Below are 20,454 nucleotides of genomic sequence, written 5' to 3' on the forward strand. Positions count from 1 at the left end.
CCGATGCGGATGGGCTCCGAGGAAGGCAGCGTGATGGCGAGCGAGGGCGATGCGGCACCTTCTTCCGGCCGCGCCCAGATGAGCGCCCCCCGCGCCGGAGCTGCGCGCGCCGAGCTCACGCTGCGCGACGGAGCGCGCGTCGCGATCGAGGTGCTCGACCACGACGACGCGGATCGCCTCGCGAACCGCGGGCTCGCGGCGGCGACGACCGAGATCGAGCGCGCGCTCGGTCATCGCGAGGAGCCGGTCTCGCACCACCCGAAGATCGTCGGGCGCAGCGCGCCGATGCTCGCGCTCTTCCGCATGCTCGAGCGCATCCGGAACAGCGACGCGACGGTGCTCGTGCTCGGCGAGAACGGCACCGGCAAGGAGCTCGTCGCGCGCTCGATCCACGATCAGAGCCGCCGCGGCAACAAGCCCTTCGTCGCGACGAACTGCAGCGCGTTCAACGACAACCTGCTGGAGAGCGAGCTCTTCGGGCACAAGCGCGGCGCGTTCACCGGCGCGGTGAACGACAAGCCGGGCCTCTTCGAGGTCGCCAACGGCGGCACGTTCTTCATGGACGAGGTCGGCGACATGTCGCCGGGCATGCAGGTGAAGCTCCTGCGCGTCCTCCAGGAGGGCGTGTTCATGCCGGTCGGCGGCACCGAGCCCAAGCACGTCGACGTCCGCATCATCGCGGCGACGAACCGCGATCTCGCGTCGATGGTGCGCCAGGGCACGTTCCGCGAGGACCTCTACTACCGCCTCCACGTCGTGTCGGTGCGCGTGCCGCCGCTGCGCGAGCGTCGCGACGACGTGCCGGTGCTCGTGAGCCACTTCCTCGGGAAGCTCGGCAAGCGCGACAAGCGCGAGAAGCTGCTCACGCCGCGCACCCTCGAGCGCCTCGTCGCGCACGAGTGGCCGGGCAACGTGCGCGAGCTCGAGAACGAGATGGAGCGCCTCTGGGTGCTCTCGGGCGACGATCGCGTCATCGACGAGGACCTGCTCAGCCCCGCGATCGGAAAGCGCCGCGCGCCGATCGCGCCGCAGCCCGCAGCCGAGCCCACCGCGCCGATCGCGACCAGCGCCGAGCCGGTGACCGCGGGACCGCCGCCCTCGCTGCCCGACGCGGTCGAGACGCTCGAGCGCCGCATGATCACCGAGGAGCTGCGCCGCGCGCGCGGCAACAAGACGAAGGCCGCGGAGGCGCTGGGCATCAGCCGCCGCAACCTGATCCGCAAGGTGCAGGCGTACGGGCTCGAGGACGCGGGCAAGTCCCGCCCCGGCCCGCGTCCCTGAACGACGGAGAGGCGCTCGCCCGTGAACGCGCTCGTCCTCATCGCAGAGCCGGATCCCTTCAACCTCCGGCTCTTGCAGGAGGTCTGCGAGGCCGCGGGGCACGAGGTCGTCACCGCGCTCGAGGGCGGCGCCGCGCTGGATCTCGTCGCGCGCAAGCGCCCGGACCTCGCGCTGATCGACGTGGGGCTGCCGATGCACGTGCCCGCGCCCGTCGCGCTGCCGAAGGGCGACGAGCCGCTGGGTGGGCTCGAGGTGCTTCGCGTGCTCAAGGCGGATCCCGAGCTCAAGGCGATCCCCGTCCTCGTCACCACGCCCGCCGACGACGTGGAGAGCCGGCGCGCGTCGATCGTGCTCGGCGCCGAAGACTACGTCGCGCGCCCCTATCGCGTGTTCGAGATCCAGCAGCGCATCCGCAACGCGCTGCGCCGGGTGATCGCCGAGCGCCGGCTGCTCTCGCTCGGCGACGAGGAGCTGCTCGATCCGCTCACCCGCGCGGGCAGCGCGGCGCAGATGCAGATCAGCATCGAGTACGAGATGACGCGCGCGGTGCGCTACGGGCATCCGCTCTCGTGCGTGAGCCTGCGCGTCGCGGGGCTCGGCCGCGTGATCGCGGAGCTCGGGCGCGAGGCGGGCGACGGCGTGCTCGTGCAGCTCACGCAGGGCGTGCGCGGCTGCATCCGCGCGATCGATCACCTGTTCCGCGCCGATCGCGACGAGCTCGTGGTGCTGCTGCCCGAGACGAGCGCGGGCGATGCGAAGACCGTCGTGCGGCGGCTGCGCGAGCGCGAGGAGAGCGGAGGGCTCGCGGGAGCGGCGATCGGCGCGCCGCTCGGGCTCGAGATCGGCCTGGCGGGACGGCCCGAGTCGCGCGCCACCGATGGGCCCGCGTTGCTCGCCGCCGCACGCTCGACCCGCCGTCCGCTCGCCAAGAGCTGACGCTACGCGCTCACGGGCAGGTGAGGCCCATGCCCGCGAGCTGCTCGCGCACCGTCGAGATCGCCGGGTGATCGGGCGCGATCTGGCAGAAGCGCTGGTAGTCGCGGATCGCGTCGGCGCGTCGGCCGGCGCGCAGCTCGCAGTCGGCGCGTCGCTTGATCGCGAAGGGCGTCGCGCCGTGCGCGATCAGCTGGTCGAGGATCGTGATGCAGAGGTTCGGATCGCCCTCGGCCAGCGCGCGCGAGGCGAGCTCGAGCGGATCGAGCGTCGTGGGCGCGGGCTCGGGCTCCACCGGCGCGGGCTCGGGCGCGGCGGTGCGCTCGCGGCGCGTGCGACGCGTCGTCGGGCGCGGCGCTTCCTCGGGCACGTCGGGCGCGACCGGGAGCTCGTCGGCGCTCTCGGGCTCGGCCTCGTCGGGCGCGGGCTCGGGGCTCACGGGCGGCGGCGTGACGCTGGGCGCCGGTGCGCTGGTCGCCGGCGTGGGCGTCGTCGCGGGCGGAGCGGGCGCGTCGGGCGCGCGCATGTAGTGCAGCGCGGCGACCGCGATCGCCGCGCTGATCGCGCCCGCGACCAGGCCCGCGACGATCAGCAGCAGCCGACCGAGCATCGGGTTGCTCGGCGGCGCGGGCGACGGTGCGTCCCATCCGCTCGAGCTCGCCGTCGCCGACGCGCGCGGAGGCGACTGCGTCTGCTCGCGCCACGAGTCCGACGCGCCGCGCGATGCGCTCGGAGCGACCTCGGGGCGCGCGGCGACCGGCACCGCCACCGGCGACGGCGCGTCCGCGCTCGCCATCACCAGCGTCGCCGGCGCGGGCTTCGGGCCCGGCACCGACGCGCGCAGCTCGGTCTCGTCGATCACGCCGAACGCGCTGAACGTGCCCGGTCGCAGCGCATCCGACGATGCACCCGCGCGCGGCGCCGGGCTCGGCACCATCGCGCTCGCAGGCGGCGGGTGCGCGGGCTGGGGCGGCGGAGGCACGCTCCCGGGCCCGACGAGCCCGGCCCCGCCGAGCGCCTGGGTGCGCAGCACCTTCTTCGGCAGCGCGCGCGCCCGCGACGTCGCGCCCGCCGCGTCGAGGAACGCATCCGCGAGATCGGTCGCGCTCGCCCAGCGCGCCTCTCTCGCGCGCGCCATCGCGCGCATCACCACCGCCTCGATCGCCGACGTGAGGTCGGGACGCAGCGAGCGCAGCGGCGCGACCTTGCCGTGCAGGATCGCGACGATGAGATCGGTCGGCGTCGACGCGAGGAACGGCGGCTTCGCCGCCATCGCCTCGTAGAGGATCACGCCCAGCGCGTAGACGTCGGCGCGCGGATCGATGTCGGGCTCGGCACCGAGCTGCTCGGGCGACATGTAGCGCGGCGTCCCGAGCACCTCGCCGGTGTACGTGAGGCGATCGCCGCCGAAGACCTTCGAGATGCCGAAGTCGAGCAGCTTCACCTGCTGCTCACCCGCGCCGCCGCTCGCGAGCGGCACCAGGAACACGTTGTCGGGCTTGAGGTCGCGATGGACGATGCTCTTCGCGTGCGCCGCCGCGAGCGCCGCGCACGTGCCCGTGACGATCGGCGCGAGCTCGAGCGGCTGCATCGGTCCGCGCCGCATGCGCGCGCCGAGGGTCTCGCCCTCGAGCAGCTCCATGGCGACGAACACCGAGTTGTTGTCGAGCTGCCCGTAGGTCTCGACCCGCACGATCGCGGGGTGCGAGAGCGCGCTCAGGACCTCGCCCTCGCGCTTGAGGCGCTGCATCGCCTCGGCGCTCGCGGCGATCTGCGGGCGCAGCAGCTTCAGCGCGACCGGCCGCTGCGTCGCGAGATCCTGGGCGCGCCACACGTCCGCCATGCCGCCCGATCCGAGCGGGAGCTCGAGGCGGAAGCGACCCGCGACCACCGCGCCCGGCGCGACGTTCACCACGGGGCCTTCGCGCGGGCGGGGCGGACGCTCATCGATGAGCCGACATGATCGAAGCGACGCTCGACGCCGTCAACCGTGATGCGCGCGCCGGCGGCGCATCGCGATGGCGAGCCCGAGCGCAGCGAGGAGGCCGAGCGCGGCCCTCGCTTCGCCGCGACCACGTGCGCCCGCGGCGCGGCAGCTGCAGCCCTCGTCGCCGTCGACGGATCCACCGCCGTCGGCGGCACCTCCGTCGCGACGCCCCGCGTCGCTCCCGACGCTCGCGTCATCGGTCACGGCCGCGTCCTCGTCGGTCGCCCCCGCGTCGCACGTCTCGCCGGGGATCCCGACGCACGTGCCCTCCGCGTCGCACGCGTCGCCGGTGGTGCAGCCGTTGCCGTCGTCGCACGCGACGCCTGCCGCGACAGGCTCGGTCGTGCAGCCCGTCGCGGGGTCGCACGCGCTCGTCGTGCAGGGGCTCGTGTCCTCGCAGGTGAGCGGCGTTCCCGCGACGCACGCGCCCGACGCGGCGCACGTCTCGTCGCCGTCGCACCTGTCCTCGTCCGCGCAGGTCGCGCCTGCCGCTGCGAGGGGGTTCGTGCACGCGCCGGTCGCGGGCGCGCACACGTCGTCGGTGCAGAGATCGTCGTCGCTGCAGTCGACCGGAGTGCCCGCCACGCAGTTGCCCGCCGCGTCGCAGGCCTCCGCGCCGTCGCAGAGATCCGCGTCGGCGCACGCGGTGCCGGCGGAGGCGGGATCGTGGTCGCAGCCGGTCGCCGCCACGCACGCGTCGTCGGTGCACGGGTTCGAGTCGTCGCACTCGAGCGGCGTCGTCGCGTCGAGGCAGTTGCCGGTCGCGTCGCACGTCTCCTCGCCGTCGCAGAGATCCGCGTCGGGGCACGCGGTGCCCGCGGCCCTCACCTCGCAGCTGAACAGCGCCGCGCACTCGTAGCAGCCCCCACACGTCGCCGGCTCCGCGCGATCACACGTCGCGACCACGCTCGAGAAGTCGGTCGCGGTGTCGTCGGTGTCGCGCGTCGCGGGACCGCGGATCGCGACCTGACCTTCCATCGGCGGGCTCAGCGCGGCCACGCCGAACGCGTTCGACGTGCCCCACGTCACGACGTCGACGATCGTGTCGCGCGCATCGACCACCAGGATCTCGTCGGCGCCGTTGCCGAGCCCGGCCGCGCCCGGCGTGCCGGTGAACCACGCCAAGTACGGCGTGAGATCGGGGACCGCGGGATCGCTCGCTTCCATCTCGTAGTCGGGCGGCGCACCGAAGCTCGTCGCGAACACCATCGCGCGGCGCGCGATCACGATCGTGTCGCCCGCCGCGATCGTCGAGCCCGCGGGGAACGACAGCATCGCCTCGGCGCCGTTGCTCGTGCGGATCGTCTCCTCGTCGCCGACCTTCACGCCCGCGAGCGAGAGCGCCGACCCGGTCTGGTTGAAGATCGCGAGCCACTCGTCGGGCTCCGCCGATCCCGCGGTGTTCGACGCGAAGCGCGCCACCAGCAGCGGCGCGACCACCTCGCCGCTCGTGGTGTCGAAGAAGACGTCGAGGTGGTGATCGACGTCGCCGTCCATCACCTCGTCCCACGTGTTCCCGGTGCGTGCCGGGCCGCCGTAATTCGTCAGCGCGTCGAGCGCGTTCGAGATCGATGCATCGCCGATCGCGCGCGTGTTCCCGGTGCTCGTGTCCTCGCGGAACGTCGCGACCGTCAGCCGCATCGCCGCCGGCGGGCCGGTGCGCGAGAGCGCCGCCCACGGGATCGTGATCTCCATCGCGCCCGTCGCCGCCTGATCGATCGTGCCGGTGCCGACCTGTGCGAACGCCGTGCTCAGCACCCGCACGCTCGGTGCGCCGCCGGTGCGCTGCGTCTGCACCAGGAATTCCCACTCCGCGTCCGCCGCGACCGTCGTGTCCGCGAAGCCGCCGAAATTCGCCTCGCCGCTGCCGCTCGTCCGATCGAGATCGATCGCGATCTGCACCTGCGTCGGATCGCCACCGATCGGATCGGGCCCGACCACCACGAGGAAGTGAAGCCCCGCCGCCGAGCTCGTCACCGCGAAGCGCGAGAGGTCCGCCGGGATCTCCGGCCCCGGCGCCGACAGATCGGTGCGGGTGTCGCCCGGCGCGTCGCTCCAGACCAGCTCACCGGCCGGGTCGATCGTGCGCACGACGAGCGCGAGGTTGGTCACGCCCGGCGGCGGTGTGCGCGACGACCACTCCGCCGTGTTGCCGTCGACGGTCACGTCGTGCGCGCTCGCGACCCTCGGCAGCGCGGCCATCGCCGCGAAGATCGAGACGAAGCACAAGCCCTCTCTGGCTCTCACGCAGGACCTCCCCCGGGGCCCCCGCCCCGCTCCGCGAAGCGGCGAGGCCCCCGTCCCGCGAATGGCCGCGCGCTACTTCGCTTCCCCCCAGCTCCGACCGACGCCGATCTCGACGACCAGCGGAACACGCAGGTCGGACCACGGGCGCTCCATCTCGCCACGGATGACGGCGCTGGCAAGCTCCACCTCCGCGGGCGGCGCCTCGAACACCAGCTCGTCGTGCACCTGCAGCAGCATGCGCGTGCTCGGCGCGACCTCGGGCAGCCGGCGCGCGATCGCGAGCATCGCGAGCTTGCAGAGGTCCGCGGCCGAGCCCTGGATCGGCGTGTTCGCCGCGATGCGCTCGCCGGTCGCGCGATCGGTCGAGTTCAGGCTCGAGAGCTCGGGGATGTAGCGGCGACGACCGAGCAGGGTCTCGACGTAGCCGGTCTCGTGCGCCCTCGCGATGGTGCGATCGAGCCACGCGCGCACGCCCGCGTAGTGCTCGAAGTACTGCTCGATGTAGCGCTGCGCGTCCTTGCGCGGGATGCCGAGGATCTGCCCGAGCGCGGTCGCGCCCTGCCCGTAGATCGTCGCGAAGTTCACGGTCTTCCCGATGTTGCGCTGCTCGGACGTGACGTCCTCGGGCGCGATCGAGAAGAGCAGCGACGCGGTGCGACGATGCAGGTCGAGGTTCTCGCGGAACGCCTCGAGCAGCCGCGCGTCGTCGGAGAACTGAGCGAGGACGCGCAGCTCGATCTGGCTCCAGTCCGCGGCGATCAGCACCGTGCCCTCGGGCGCGACGAACGCCTTGCGGATGCGCTTGCCCTCGGGCGTGCGCACCGGCGTGCGCTGCAGATCGGGATCGGTCGTGATGAGCCGCCCCGACACCCCGGTCGTCTGCAGGAAGCTCGCGTGCACCCGCCCGGTCTCGGGCGAGACCGCCTCGCGCAGAACGTCGGTGTACGTGTTGATCAGCTTCGCGAGCTCGCGCTGCTGGAGGATGAGGCGCGCGATCTCGTGCTTGGGCGCGAGCCGCTCCAGCACCTCGGCGTCGGTGCTGTAGCCGGTCTTCGTCTTCTTCACGACCGGCAGCTTCAGCTCCTCGAAGAGCACGTCGGCGAGCTGCTTGGTCGAGCCGATGTTGAACTCGTGGCCCGCGAGCGCGTAGATGCGCTGCTCGATCTCGGCCTTGCGCGCCTTGAACTCCTCGCTCATCGCGCCGAGGTCGGCCTGGTCGACCCGGATGCCCGCGAGCTCCATCGACGCGAGCACGCTCGAGAGCGGGCGCTCGACCTTCTCGTAGACCCCGCGCTGCCCTTCCTTCTCGAGCCGCTCGCGCAGCACCGGCGCGAGCGCGAGCACCACGTCGGCGAGCTGCCCGGCCCACGACGCGGCCTCCTCGCACGTCGCCTCGCTCGGCTTGCGCTCCTTCTGCCCGCTGCCGACCAGCGACTTCAGCGGCGGCACACCGCGCTGCACGTACTCCTTCGCGACCTGATCGAGCCGGTGCGGGATGCACTTGTTCGGCTCGACGAGGAACGACGCGAGCATCGTGTCGAACACGTCGCCGCGCAGCGTGACGTTCTCGCGGCGCAGCAGGATCTCGAGCTGCTTCGCGTCGTGCACCGCCTTGGGTCGCGACGCGTCCTCGAAGAACGGGCGCACCAGCGCGAGCCCTTCCTCGCCGAGGCACGCGCCCTGTCCGGTGAGCGGCAGATAGAACGGGTCGCCGGCCGTCGCGGCGAACGCGAGCCCGACGAGATCGCCGCGCACCACGTGCGCGATCGGCTCGAAGACCGGCTGCACCGCGACGTCGCGATCGCGCGGCAGCGCGTCCATCGCGGCGCGCGCCGCGTCGAGGGTGCCGAGGCAGCGCACCGCGCTCGTCGTGGTGTCGCTCGCGCGCGCTTCGTCGCCGCCCGAGAGCAGCGAGTAGAACTCGAGCTCGCGGTAGAGCGCGTCGAGCTCGGTGCGATCGGGCGGCGCGATGATCAGCGCGTCGAGCGAGACGTCGAGCGGCACGTCGGGATCGATCGTCGCGAGCTCGCGATAGAGCTTCACCTCCTCGGCGTGCTCGATCAGCGTGGCCTTCTGCTTGCCCTTGAGCTGCTCGACGTTCGCGAGGATCCCGTCGATCGATCCGTAGGTCTCGAGGAGCTGCGCCGCGCCCTTCTGACCGATGCCGGGCACGCCGGGGATGTTGTCGACGTTGTCGCCCATCAGCGCGAGCAGGTCGGGGATGCGCTGCGGGGGCACGCCCCACTTCTTGCGCACGAGCTCGGCGTCGTAGACGACGTCCTTCATCGTGTCCTGCATGCGGATGCCCTCGCGCACCATCTGCGCGAGGTCCTTGTCGCCTGCGACGATCACGACCTCCATGCCCATCTCGAGCCCGCGCTTCGCGAGCGTCGCGATGACGTCGTCGGCCTCGTAGCCGGGCACCCGCAGCATCGGGAAGTGGTTCGCGCTCACCACGCGATCGATCCACGCCAGCTGCTCGCGCAGCTCACCCGCGATCGGCGGGCGCTGCGCCTTGTACTGCGGGAACTTCTCCTCGCGCACCGTCGCGCCCGGCGCGTCGAACACGACGGCGCCGCGATCGGGCATGCGCCCCGAGAAGAGCTTCCGGAACATCGTCGCGAACCCGAAGGTCGCGTTGGTGTGCAGCCCGGTGCGCGTCGCGAGATTCGACGGGAGGCCGAAGAAGGCGCGGAAGACGAGCCAGCTGCCGTCGACCAGGACGAGGCGTTCTGTGCGAGCCATGGCCGCGGAGTGTAGAGCGATGAGACCGCGCGGGGAGAGGCGTCGGTAGGGGCGCGGTGCGGGGGTCCGTGCTCGGGCAGTCCTCGAGGATCGCTTGCGATGCGCAGCGAGGTGGCGGGCGAGGTGGTGTCGTGCGCGCGATCGCTTCGCGCTCGCGTGCACTGGCTCGCGCGGCGCTCTGGATGGCTGGTGGGCCTCTGCGGAATCTGCGCGCGGACCCCCGCACCGCGCCCCGGCTGGTGAGGCTTCGGCCGCGCGGGGAGGAAGAGCGCGCCTCTTTCTTTGGTGGGGAAAGAGCGAGACGCACGAGCCCGCTCTGCGGGCTCGTACGTCTCGCGGGCCGGGCTCGCGCTGCGCGCATCGCCCATCTCGAGAGCCGCTCGCACGTCAGAGTCGGGTCTCCGACTCGCACCCGCCATCGCCCGCGCCCTCGCCCTCGCCCTCGCCCTCGCCCTCGCCCTCGCCCTCGCCCTCGCCCTCGCCCCCGCCCTCGCCGCCGCGCGTCAGCGCGGCGCCCTTATCGCCAACCCTCGCGGCACGATCTCGATCTCCACCGGCGTCGTCCCGATCACGTCGCCGTCGACCAGCACGTGCTGCGGCGGCTCCGCGATGATCCGCGCCTTCTTGCACCGCGCCCAGCCGACGTGCGGCCCCGTCGCCTCCGCGCCGACCAGCGTCGACGCGACGAGCTCCATCCCTGCTGCCAGCGCGCCGAGCGGCGTCTCTGCGCTCACCAGCGTCAGGTCGAGCCAGCCGTCGTCGGGCACCAGCTCGGGCGCGCCGTGCGCGAAGAGCGTCTCGGGCGGCGCGAGGTTCGCGATCGTGAGCGCCATCGCGCGCAGGTCGGTGCTGCCGTGCTCGGTCTCGATGCGCGCGTCGAAGCTCTCGAACTCGCCGAGGTGCGCCAGGCCGCGCATCACGTACGCGAGCTTGCCGAGCGTGCTCTTCGACTCGCTCGTCGTGCTCTCGATCGTGTCGGCGTGGAACCCGATCGACGCGAGCAGCACCATCGCGTGCCCGCCGACGCGCGCCGCGTCGATCCACCGCGGCCCACCGCTCGCGATCACCTCGCACGCGCCCTCGACGTCGGTGGGCAGCCCGAGCGCGCGCGCGAACGAGTTGCTCGTCCCGCAGGGCACGATCGCGAGCTCGGCGCGGGTGCCCAGAACCGCGCTCGCGCAGGTCGAGACCGTGCCGTCCCCACCCGCCGCGACGATCACCTCGACGCCGCGCGCGATCGCCTCGCGCACCGCGGGCGTCGCCGACGCGCCCTCCTCGAGCTCGTGGATCTCGAGGTCGAGCGAGCGCCCGAGCAGCGACACGATCTGCTCGCAGCGCGCGTCATCCTGCGCGCCGGCGCGTGCGTTCCAGACGAGGAGCCCGCGTTGCATCGATCCGGGCACATAGTCACGGCAGGCACGGCGCATGCGGCAGCGGATCCGAGGACTCGCGGAGCACCTCGTCGGCGCTCGGGTACTCGTCGCAACGCACGCCGTAGTAGAGCGCGGTCAGCTGGAGGCAGAGCTCGCGCGTCATCACCGAGCCGGGCGAGTGATAACGCACCGGCTCGGACTGCGGCGCCCGCAGCCGCTGCGGCCCGAAGCTGCGGCCCTCGAAGCGCTCGGGGATCGCGACGCCGAGCGCCTCGAGCACCGTCGGTGCGACGTCGCGCGTGCTCACCACCTCGTCGCTCGCCGGCGGACGCGCCGGACCGACGAAGAGCAGCGGGACCTCCAGCAGCTCGTCGTGGGCGTCCCGCTCCGGCGCGCCGCGTCCCACGAGCCCTCGCTCGCCGAGCAGCTCGCCGTGGTCGGAGGTGATCACCACCAGCGTCGACGCGCCGAGCCCGAGCCCGTCGAGCTGCTCGAAGAAGCGCGCGAGCGCCGCGTCCACCGCGCGCACCGCCTCCGCGTACCGCGCGCGCAGTGTCGCGCTCTCGGCGTCGGTCGGGGGCGCGCCGCGCTGGTGGATCGACGACGCGAGCTCGCCGACCGCGAGGTGCGGATCGATGAGCTGCGCGTAGACGAAGAAGCGCCGCGTCGTCCGTGCCGCCATCCACGCGAGCGCGTCGTCGAGGACGTCTTCCGCGGGCGCTGGCCCGCCGGCGCGCACGTAGTTCACGTGGTGATCCCAGCCCTGCGCGAAGCCGAAGCGCTCGGACAGCCAGCCGTTCGAGAAGAAGCTCGCCGTCTCGAAGCCCTCGCACCGGAGCACCTCGGGCAGCGTCCACACCGCGGACGAGAGCACCGCGACATCGGTGGTCGCGCCATGTCGCTCGGGGTCGAGCGACGTCAGCAGCGACGCGACCGCGGGCTTGCACCACGTCGCGGCGCTGCGCGCCTCGAACGCCGTGCCGCGCTCGGCGAGCCGCGCGAAGGTGGGGGTCGCGCTCGGGTCGAGGATCGCGTCGGCGCGCAGCGAGTCGACGACGATCCAGACGACGTTCTCGGCGCGCGTCGCGGCGCGCCGTGGCGCCATCGCGCGCTCCGGCTCGCGCTCACCGCCGCCACACCCCGTGACGAGCACGACGACGGCGACGAGCGCGAGCCGGCCCGCGCTCATTCGCCCTTCTTCGTCGTCTTCTTGCGCGCGGGTCCCTCGACCTCGAAGAGCGCCGCGAAGAGCCCGGTCGCACCGTCGTCCTCGGCGGACTTCGCCGCGCGCTTCAGCGCGCTGAACGCCTTCTCCCAGCGCGGCCCGATCGCGTCTCGCGCCGCGATCGCCGCCGACCTCTCTCGCGCGAGCGCCGCCAGCGGCTTCTCCGCCGCGAGCAGCTTCTCCGCCGCGGCGCGCGCCGCGCTCGCTGCCTTCTTCACCCGCGCGTCCGGGTGCTTCGCGCACTTGCTCGCGATCTTGACGAGCTCGCGCGCCTGCTTCTGCTGCGGCATGCCCGCGAGGTCGCTGGGCGAGTGCTCCGAGTACCCCTGGAACGGCTTCAGCCGCGGCGCGCCGGCGCCGACGAGCGCGCCCGCGAGCTCCCCGACCGACGCGTCCTGCGCGTCGTCGGCCTCGCCGATCTTGCGCTCCTGCGCGACGTGCGCCGCCACCGCCTTCTGCGCGGCCGCTTGCGCCTTGACCAGCTCGCGATGCACCTTCGCGAAGCCGTCGACCCGCTTCTTGATCGGCGTGATCGGCGCGCCCTTCGCGCGGTCGAGCACCAAGTCGCCCGCCTTCACTCGCTGCCCCGGCGAGGTCCCGCTCTGCAGTGTCGCCATGTCCGTGCCTCCCGTGTGTGTGTGGCGGCGAGGGGAGCACGGACGCACGGGGACGCGCAACGAAGCGGGCAGCGTTCGTGTTCGTGTTCGCGTGAGCGTGAGCGTGGGCGTGAGCGTGGGCGTGGGCGTGAGCGTGGGCGTGGGCGTGAGCGTGAGCGTGGGCGTGAGCGTGAACGGGAGCGTGAGCGTGGGCGTGAGCGTGAACGGGAGCGGGAGCGGGAGCGTGAGCGTGGGCGTGGGCGGTGAGCGTTCGCGTGGGCGTGAGCGCGAGCGGGGCGGGAGCGGGAGCGGGCTTCTCGGCTGGGAGCTCGGGCGCGCGCGGAGAGAGGCGCTCGGATCAGGCGGCGCGCCGTTCTCGCCCTGGACCAGCCTTCCGTGATGCGAGCGGGGATCAGGTGCTCCGGAAGCTCGAGCGGACGCTGACGCAGCGCTGACCGTCGTCGCGCCCGCACAGCGCGTCGTCGATGGGGTGCGGGATCGTGCCGTGCCCCGTCGCCGCGTCGCCGATGCGGTGCGGGATCGTGCCGTGCCCCGTCGCCGCGTCGCCGATGGGGCACGGGATCGTGCCGTGCCCCGTCGCCGCGTCGTCGAAGGGGTGCGGGATCGTGCCGTGCCCCGTCGCCGCGTCGTCGAAGGGGTACCGGATCGTGCCGCGCCCCGGTCGCCGCGTCTCACGCTCACCCGACACGCTCACGCGCACCCGACACGCTCACGCTCACGCTCACGCTCACCCGACACGCTCACGCTCACGCTCACGCTCACGCTCACCCGACACGCTCACGCTCACGCTCACGCTCACCCGACACGCTCACGCCGACGCCTTCGCGCGCCGGCCGCGCGGCTGCGCACGCGATCGTGCGCGACGGGCGCCGCGTCCGACGCCCGCCGCGCCTGTCTCAACGCACTCCGCGCGCCACGCGCACGGTCACGCCGACCACGTGATTCAGCTCCGCGCGCAGGCTCGGATCCACGTCGCGCACGTATCCGAGGTCTTCTGCGCAATCGAGGCATCCGAGCACCTCGTTCGCGCTGCCCGCGGCATTCCAGTAGCGGGCGTTTCGATTCCGACCTTGTGATTGCGATCCTTCGCGGAGATTGAGCAACACCGACGTTCCCGCGCGTCGCATCTGTCGCGCGAGATCTCCGTCGTGCTTCTCGATCAGAGTGGCAATCGCGCCGATTCGTCGGAGTGCTTGGCGTGCGACCGTGTAGACCTTCAGCATCGTGACCTCCTCGCCCTCTCTCGGGCGCCCCACCCCCGCCACGGCGCGCAGGACGGGTCGGGGACGCGGAGCGAGGACGAGCGCAGCTCGCCCGCAGCGCAGCGCCGCGCGGAGCAGCGCGCAGCCACGCGCAGCGCAGCGAGCATGGCGAGCACTGCGAGCACGGCGGTCGCGAAGCGACCGTCCTCGACGCGTCCGAGCACCGCGGCACGATGAGGATCCCGAGCGGCTCTCCTCCGCGCGCGTCAGAGACGGCAGATCCCTCTCGGCCGAGAACCACGCTCACGCTCACGCTCACGCTCACGCTCACGCTCACGCTCACGCGACACGCTCACGCCCACGCTCACGCTCACGCGACACGCTCACGCGACACGCTCACGCCCACGCGACACGCAACACGCAACACGCGACACGCTCGCGCCCACGCTCACGCTCGCGCCCACGCGACACGCTCACGCTCACGCGACACGCTCACGCCCACGCCCACGCCCACGCCCACGCTCACGCTCACGCTCACGCCCACGCTCACGCGACACGCTCACGCTCACGCTCACGCTCACGCTCACGCTCACGCGACACGCTCACGCTCACGCTCACGCGACACGCTCACGCTCACGCTCACGCTCACGCTCACGCGACACGCTCACGCTCACGCTCACGCTCACGCTCACGCTCACGCTCACGCGACACGCTCACGCTCACGCTCACGCGACACGCTCACGCGACACGCTCACGAGGCCGGCGGCCCCTCGGGCGGCGCCCCCGCCGGCGCCACCTTCGCTCGCACGCTCGCGAGCCACGCCGCGATCCTCCTCCTCCCCGCGATCACCAGCCCGATCGCGAGCATCGCCGACATCCCCACCGGCCCCCACGCGCTGCTCTCGAGCCACCCCAGCGCGAGCACCAGCAGCGCCGCGCCGACGATCGCGCTCGCCGCCAGCATCGCGATGCCGCGCCTCGTGGTCGTCGCGCGCTGCGCGCTCGCCGCCACGCGGTACGTCGCGAGCTCCACCGTGCCCGCCGCACCCTCTTCCGGCACCACGATCACCCCGGTGCGCGCCATCACGAGCCCGAGCAGCCCGACCCACACCAAGAGCGCGCCCACGATCCCCATCAGCCACCCGACCCACACCCCCGCGCCCGACGCGTACGCGATCGACACGCTCGGCGCGCGCCCCTCGCGCCCGGCGAACAGCCCCTCCAGCACCACGCGCTCGCCGCCCCGCATCGTGATCCCGTGCACGAAGGGCGCCTCGCCGATCGCCGGGCCGCGCTCGCGCAGCGCGAGCTCGCTCGAAGGCGCGCTCCACCGCACGCCCTCGGGCAGCAGCACCTCCCATCGCGTGCGCGCCGCGATCGCCTCGGGACGCGCCAGCGGCAGCGCGAGACGCCCCAGCGCGCCGAGCCGCGCGATCGGCGTCGCGTAGACGATCTCCACCGGGAACGCGCCCTCGGCGCGCACCACGCCGATCATCAGCACGTCGCCCGCGATCGCCGGCGTCTCCGCGCGACCGCCGACCTGCGCCGACCACAGCTCGGAGCCCGCGGGCAGCGCGACGCGCAGGAACTGCTCGCGCTCGTTGCGCACCATCCACGTCGCGACCGTCACCGCGAGGCCGTCGCTGGTGACCAGGGTGCGATAGGTCGCGTCGTCGATCGCGGCCTCGCGCAGCTCGGCGCGGCGGTGTCGCGCGACCCGCAGCGCGAGGCGCGGCGCCGGCGAGGCGTGGGCCCAGCGGTACGCGAGCAGCACCGGGCTCTCGCTGCGCACCACCAGCTCCTCGGGCAGCTCCGAGACCTCGACCGGCGAGAGCCCCTCGGTGCGCGCGGGCTCGACCTCGACCGCCGCGGTGGCCTCGATCGCGACGCGGCCCTGCTCGACGTCGGCGCCCTCGACGTGCGCCATCGGCGCGTCGAGCTCGCTCTCGCCCGCGGCGACGATGCGCTCCCAGCGCAGCTCGACGTGCACGTCGCCCTCCATCTCCTGGGTGAACGAGAGCCGCACCCGCGAGCCCTCGAGGCGGTGCTCGCGCAGCGAGGGCGCGACGACGTCGAGCAGGCTCGCGCCCTCGGGCAGCGCGATCACGAGCTCGGAGAGGCTGCCCGACTTCACGCGCACGTCGATCGCGGCCCACGCGGTGGTCGAGGCGTCGCCGAGCGACACCAGCGCGTCGAGGCGAGCGTCGAAGCGCGCGGCCTCGCGGGGACGCGTCGCGGTGCTCGCGCGCAGCGCGGGCGGGGCGTCGGACCACCGGAAGACGTGGGCGATCGTCGCGTCGATGCGGGCGCGGATCGCGGCGGGCAGCTGGTTCTCGCCGACCCGCACCAGGCCCTCTTCCGAGGCGGGCTCGAGCACGAGGTCGCGGGTCGCGAGCAGCGCCGCGAGGCCGCGCTGGCGACGCACCCCGCGCGCCTCGAGCAGCGGCACCTCGAAGGGCCCGGCGCGCCCGAGCAGCACCTCGTAGTCGATCTCGAGCGAGACCACGTCCTGCACCGCGCGATCGAGGAACACGGTGAGCACGCGCTCGCGCTCTCCGGTGACCCGGAAGTCGGCGACCTCGGCGGCGTCGGCGCGCACCGCGTCGACCTCGACGCCGTGGGGCACGCGCAGCTCGAGGCGCGACGCGCTGCCGCGCGCGAGCTGGTACTCGACGTGCGCGGTCGCGCGGAGCAGGCCCTCCTCGGCGCGCACGACGTGCACGAGGGTCGCGGCGGCGCGCAGCTCGGGCTCGCCGGTCGCGCTCTCGGGCAGCGCCTCGGGCCACGCGAGCTGCACCTCGGCGCTCATCGGCACGTGGAAGCTGACGAGCGTGCTCGCGCCGCGGCGGGCGCGATGCACCGCGACCGCGGGCTCGACCCGCACGTCCTTGTCGCCCGGGATCGCGAGCTCGAAGCGCGACACCGGCACCTCGGGGATCGGCACCCGCGCCCCGGGCAGGCCGCGCTCCGAGGTGATCGGCACCTCGAACGTGGCGTGCAGCACGTGGCGCCCGCGGCCGCGCACCAGGGCGGCGAGGCGGCCGTCGTCGGTGGTGCGGATCGGCGAGGCGGCGCGATCGACCTCGAGCACCGCGAGCGCGACGTCGCGGGGGAAGAGCGGCACCAGCACCGCCTCGTCGCGCGCGAGCTCGACGTCGAGCTCGGCCTCGAAGCGCACCGCGCCGTCGATCAGCTCGCCGCGGTACAGCGCGCGGCTGGGCGCGGGGGCGGCGCCGGTGCCATCGAGGGTGCGCCACGCGAGCAGCGCGCCGGTGCCGCTGGTGGTCGCCTCGAGCACGCCGTCCAGGAAGTACGAGCTGACCGCGGGGACGACGCTGGCCGAGGCCGCGTCGGGAGGGAGCTCGGCGCGCACCCGCACCGAGGGCGCGAGCGGGAGCGGGATGCCGATCGACGCGCCGTGCTCGTCGCGAGCGCCGGTCACGTCGTAGACGAGCTCGAGCGAGCGCGAGCCCGCGGTCTCGACGATCCACACCAGGCCCTCGCGGGTGGGCACGAGATCGATCGGCGTGCCGTCCGCGCTGGCCTGGTGCACCACGACGCCGGGCGGGAGCACGAGCGCCTCGGCACCGTCGACGCGGGCGCGGATCGCGAGGGTGGCGCGCACCGTCGCGACGAGCTCGCCGTCGATGCCGATCGCGACGCTGGTCGCGCCGATCGAGGCGCGGGGCGCGGAGGGCGGAGACGCGAGCTGCTGCCAGGTCGCGAGCGGCACCCGCACCGTGCCTTCCTGCGCGTGCGAGAGCGACGACGAGAGGACGGACGCCGACAGCGCGGCGGCCGCGACGAAGCGGGCCAGCGACATGAGTGACCTCGTGATGGACGGAGCTAGAACGCGTCGGGGACGACGACGTGGCGGCGCGACGCGTAGCGGAGCGACGCGACGAGGACGGCGGAGGGCGACACGAGCGCGGCGTCGACGCGGTCGAGCAGCGCGCGCTCGGCGATCAGCGTGGTGTCGCGCGCCAGCTCGGGGTGCGCGGCGATGGCGCCGTCGAGGCGAGCGCGGGCCTGCGACGCGCGGTCGCGGGCGGCGGCGTGATCGCCGCGCTCGAGGTGATCGGCGGCCTCGTCGAGCGCGGTCGCGATCTCGGTCGAGACCAGGCGCGCGAGGACGCGGAGCTCGGCGGGGCCACGCTCGGGGCGACCGCGGGCGATCGAGAGCGCGCCGGTCGCGCGGCCGTTGCGGAGGCGCACGAGATCCTTGAACCGCACGTCGGCCTCGAGCACCGGGCCCGGGCCCGAGACGAGGAGATCGAGGAGCACCGCGTGCGACGCGCCGGCGTGGAACGCGGGGACGTAGATCACGACGCCCTCGCCCGCGTCGTCGCGATCCGCGGTGATGCCGAGGCTCGACGCGAGCTCGCGATCGACGGTGCGCTCGGCCTCGCGGGCGCGGGCGGTGCGCTCGTCGTCGAGGGGTCGCGAGCCGACGACGTCGACGAGCTGCACGCCCTCGGCGAGGCGCAGCTCGACGCGCACCGCGCGAGCGACGACGCGCGAGGCGATCTCGAGCTCGTCGCGCACCGCACGCTCGGCGTCGGCGTCGTCGACCAGCGCGCGGCGGCGGCCTTGGCCGGTGAGCGCGATGCGATCGAGCGCGGCGAGGGGCGCCGCGGCGTCGAGCGCGAGCGCGGTGGTGGGCACGCCCGCGAGGGCCCCGGCGTGCACCGCCGACTCGCTGCCGGCGTCGAAGGTGCCGTCGGGGGTGAGCAAGAGGACGAGGCCCGCGCCCTCCCCGCCGCCCGCCGCGCGCATCGCGGCGGCGAGCGCGTCGGCGAGCGAGACGTCGGGCTCGTCGGCGGCGATGACCGCGAGATCGCGGAGCGCGACCTCGACCTCGCCGTGGCGCAGCGCGCCGAGCGGGACGAGCTCGCCGCCGCCCACGCCTGCGGCGTGGAGCGCGATGCGATCACGCGCGCCACGCGCCCTACCGAGCGCGGCGAGCACGGCCCGGGCGCGACGCTGCGCGGCGTCGTCGAGCCCGTGGCGCGCGTCGATCACGACCGCGACGTGCATCGGATCGCGGCGTCCCGCGGGGCGCTCGATGCCGCGCAGCGCGAGCTCGACCCGGACCCGGCGCGCGTCCTCGGTGGCGCGCACGTCGGCGCGGACCCCGAGGGCGAGCGCGGCGTCGCGCGGCGCGGCGAGCGCAGGCGTGGTGGGCGACGCGAGCTCGGCGAGGGCGAGGGCGTCGGGGCGCGACGCGAGGCGCGCATGGAGCACGCGCAGCGCGGGATCGCCGGGCACGTACGTGTTCTCCCACCAGCCGGTGCGGGGCTGGGTCGGGACGTCGACGTGATCGAGCGAGGCGAGCCATCCGTCGTAGCCCGCGATCGTCTGGGCGCGCTGCTGCCCGAGGGCGCTCGAGAGCAGCGCATCGACCTCGGAGGCGCCCGCGGTGACCGTCGATCGGGGCGGCGACTCGCCGGTCTCGGTCTGGTCGTCGCACGTCCCGTCGAAGTACCCGAGGGAGCGGAGCTGGGCGCAGGTCTCGGCGTCGATGACGGCCTCGCTGCCGCTCGGACCGCGCGACTCCTCGAGCCCCGTCGCGAAGCGCCCGTCGATGTCGTGCTCGTTCCACGCGAAGTAGCCGGACTCGCCGTCCTCGTCGCGGCGTGCTTCGTCTTCACCGCCGAGATCGCCGTCGATCACGACGCCGTCGACGATCTCGGGGACCACGGCGACCGTCGCGTCGGCGTGGGTCACGACGTCGACGCGCGCGCTGCGCACCGTCACCAGCGCGACGGTCGCCGCGCCGAGCGCGGTCGCGCCGAGCGCGAGCCCCGCGCGCTTCGGGGTCGCGAGCCAGCGCAGCAGCGCGAAGGGCGCCTGCACCAGCGCGATCACCGCCGCGACGAGCGCCGCGAGGGCGAGCCGTCCCGCGGGCACCGGCGCGCTGGCCGCGTTCGCGCGCTCGATCGTCGCGCGCACCAGCGCGGGCGGCGCGCTCCGCTCGGGCATCGCCGCGAGCGCGGTGTCGATCTCGACCAGCGAAGCCGCGATCGCGCGGCACGCATCGCAGGTGGCGAGATGGGCCGCGAGCTCGCCCTCGGCGAACGGCTCGCCGTCGGCGATACGATCGCGCACGTCGTCGCACGAGAGGCTCATCGTGCGCCCTCCTCTCTCTCTTCGCGCAGCGCTCGACGCGCGCGCGCTTCGGCGAGCGCGAGCCGCGCGCGTCGCACCCGCGTCTTCACGGTGTCGGCGGGGACGCCGAGCGCCTCGGCCGCGTCGCGCAGCTCGAGCCCGTGCACGGTGCACAGGAGGAGCGCCTCGCGCTGCTCGAGGGGGAGCCGCGCGATCTGCGCCTCGACCCACTCGGTCGTCTCGCGCATCACCAGCGCGCCCTCGGGGCTCGGCGCGTGATCGGCGGTCGCGTCGCCCGCGTCGTCGCGCAGCGAGACCACGGCGCGCACCTTCACCTTGCGGAAGTGGCTGCGCACGGCGTTGACGGCGATCGCGAAGATCCACGGGCCGAGCGGGCCGCGTGGGAGCCCGTCGTCGGTGCTCTCGGTGCCGCGCAGCGCGCGGTGCACGCGGAGGAAGACCTCTTGGAAGAGATCGTCGCGCTCGGGCGCGGCGACGCCGGAGCGCGCGAGGTAGCCGTGGATCGGCCCCTGCCAGGTCTCGATCAGCTCGGCGAACGCCGCGGGATCGCCGCCGCGATGTCGGTCGAGGAGCGTGCGCTCGCTCTGCGAAGGAGCGGGGAGCGCGACCACGCGCGCTCCCTGTTGCTCCCCCTCCGGGACTGCGTCCGTGCTCGCCAAGGCCCCCCGCATCGTCGCTCTCCCGGGTAGAACGCGCGACACGCGAGGGCGGGTTC

Annotated in this window: 14 protein-coding genes; 3 read left to right on the forward strand and 11 right to left on the reverse strand. The window is 74.1% G+C overall.

From position 1 onward, the window contains the following. The first annotated feature begins 3 nt into the window (after positions 1 to 3). Positions 4 to 1,281 (forward strand): sigma-54 interaction domain-containing protein, encoded by a 1,278-nt coding sequence (locus tag I5071_RS19530; RefSeq protein ID WP_236606993.1) that lies wholly within the window; start codon positions 4 to 6, stop codon positions 1,279 to 1,281. Between the two features lie 21 nt (positions 1,282 to 1,302). Further along, the gene (locus tag I5071_RS19535) at positions 1,303 to 2,217 is read left to right on the forward strand and encodes a response regulator (protein ID WP_236606994.1); all 915 of its coding nucleotides are present in this window, start codon (positions 1,303 to 1,305) and stop codon (positions 2,215 to 2,217) included. A 10-nt stretch (positions 2,218 to 2,227) separates the two neighbouring features. On the opposite strand, the gene I5071_RS19540 is transcribed toward I5071_RS19535, so the two are convergent. The 6 genes from I5071_RS19540 to I5071_RS19565 all read right to left on the reverse strand — a co-directional run bounded on the left by I5071_RS19540 (position 2,228) and on the right by I5071_RS19565 (position 12,408). After that, positions 2,228 to 4,126 (reverse strand): protein kinase domain-containing protein, encoded by a 1,899-nt coding sequence (locus I5071_RS19540; protein ID WP_236606995.1) that lies wholly within the window; start codon positions 4,124 to 4,126, stop codon positions 2,228 to 2,230. A 72-nt stretch (positions 4,127 to 4,198) separates the two neighbouring features. After that, entirely contained in the window at positions 4,199 to 6,448 is a 2,250-nt protein-coding gene (locus tag I5071_RS19545; protein WP_236606996.1) for a lamin tail domain-containing protein, read from the reverse strand. A gap of 72 nt (positions 6,449 to 6,520) precedes the next feature. Further along, positions 6,521 to 9,193 carry a DNA polymerase I gene (gene polA / locus I5071_RS19550; RefSeq protein WP_236606997.1) on the reverse strand — a complete coding sequence of 891 codons (2,673 nt, stop codon included), beginning with the start codon at positions 9,191 to 9,193 and terminating at the stop codon, positions 6,521 to 6,523. A gap of 503 nt (positions 9,194 to 9,696) precedes the next feature. Beyond that, entirely contained in the window at positions 9,697 to 10,584 is an 888-nt protein-coding gene (locus I5071_RS19555) for a YegS/Rv2252/BmrU family lipid kinase (protein ID WP_236606998.1), read from the reverse strand. A gap of 16 nt (positions 10,585 to 10,600) precedes the next feature. After that, on the reverse strand, positions 10,601 to 11,755 hold the full coding sequence (locus I5071_RS19560) for a sulfatase (protein ID WP_236606999.1): 1,155 nt from the start codon (positions 11,753 to 11,755) through the stop codon (positions 10,601 to 10,603). Next, positions 11,752 to 12,408, reverse strand: a complete 657-nt coding sequence (locus I5071_RS19565; RefSeq protein ID WP_236607000.1) for a hypothetical protein — start codon at positions 12,406 to 12,408, stop codon at positions 11,752 to 11,754. Before I5071_RS19565 ends, I5071_RS19560 begins: the two co-directional genes overlap by 4 nt. 91 nt (positions 12,409 to 12,499) lie before the next feature. Between I5071_RS19565 and I5071_RS19570 the strand changes: the two genes are divergently transcribed. Beyond that, positions 12,500 to 12,787: a hypothetical protein gene (locus I5071_RS19570; RefSeq protein WP_236607001.1), complete on the forward strand. Its 288-nt coding sequence runs from the start codon at positions 12,500 to 12,502 to the stop codon at positions 12,785 to 12,787. Between the two features lie 12 nt (positions 12,788 to 12,799). Here I5071_RS19570 and I5071_RS19575 read toward each other — a convergent pair whose 3' ends face one another. The 5 genes from I5071_RS19575 to I5071_RS19595 form a co-directional block, all read right to left on the reverse strand. Next, positions 12,800 to 13,102 carry a hypothetical protein gene (locus tag I5071_RS19575; RefSeq protein ID WP_236607002.1) on the reverse strand — a complete coding sequence of 101 codons (303 nt, stop codon included), beginning with the start codon at positions 13,100 to 13,102 and terminating at the stop codon, positions 12,800 to 12,802. 202 nt (positions 13,103 to 13,304) lie between these two features. Further along, the gene (locus I5071_RS19580; protein ID WP_236607003.1) at positions 13,305 to 13,631 is read right to left on the reverse strand and encodes a four helix bundle protein; all 327 of its coding nucleotides are present in this window, start codon (positions 13,629 to 13,631) and stop codon (positions 13,305 to 13,307) included. Positions 13,632 to 14,361: 730 nt separating this feature from the next. Next, positions 14,362 to 17,433 (reverse strand): hypothetical protein, encoded by a 3,072-nt coding sequence (locus I5071_RS19585; protein ID WP_236607004.1) that lies wholly within the window; start codon positions 17,431 to 17,433, stop codon positions 14,362 to 14,364. Positions 17,434 to 17,456: 23 nt separating this feature from the next. Further along, positions 17,457 to 19,739 carry a hypothetical protein gene (locus I5071_RS19590; protein ID WP_236607005.1) on the reverse strand — a complete coding sequence of 761 codons (2,283 nt, stop codon included), beginning with the start codon at positions 19,737 to 19,739 and terminating at the stop codon, positions 17,457 to 17,459. Beyond that, entirely contained in the window at positions 19,736 to 20,350 is a 615-nt protein-coding gene (locus I5071_RS19595; RefSeq protein WP_236607006.1) for an RNA polymerase sigma factor, read from the reverse strand. The genes I5071_RS19590 and I5071_RS19595 overlap by 4 nt, the downstream gene beginning before the upstream one ends. Positions 20,351 to 20,454 lie beyond the last annotated feature (104 nt).

Source organism: Sandaracinus amylolyticus (assembly GCF_021631985.1).
Taxonomy (GTDB): Bacteria; Myxococcota_A; Polyangia; order Polyangiales; family Sandaracinaceae; genus Sandaracinus; species Sandaracinus amylolyticus_A.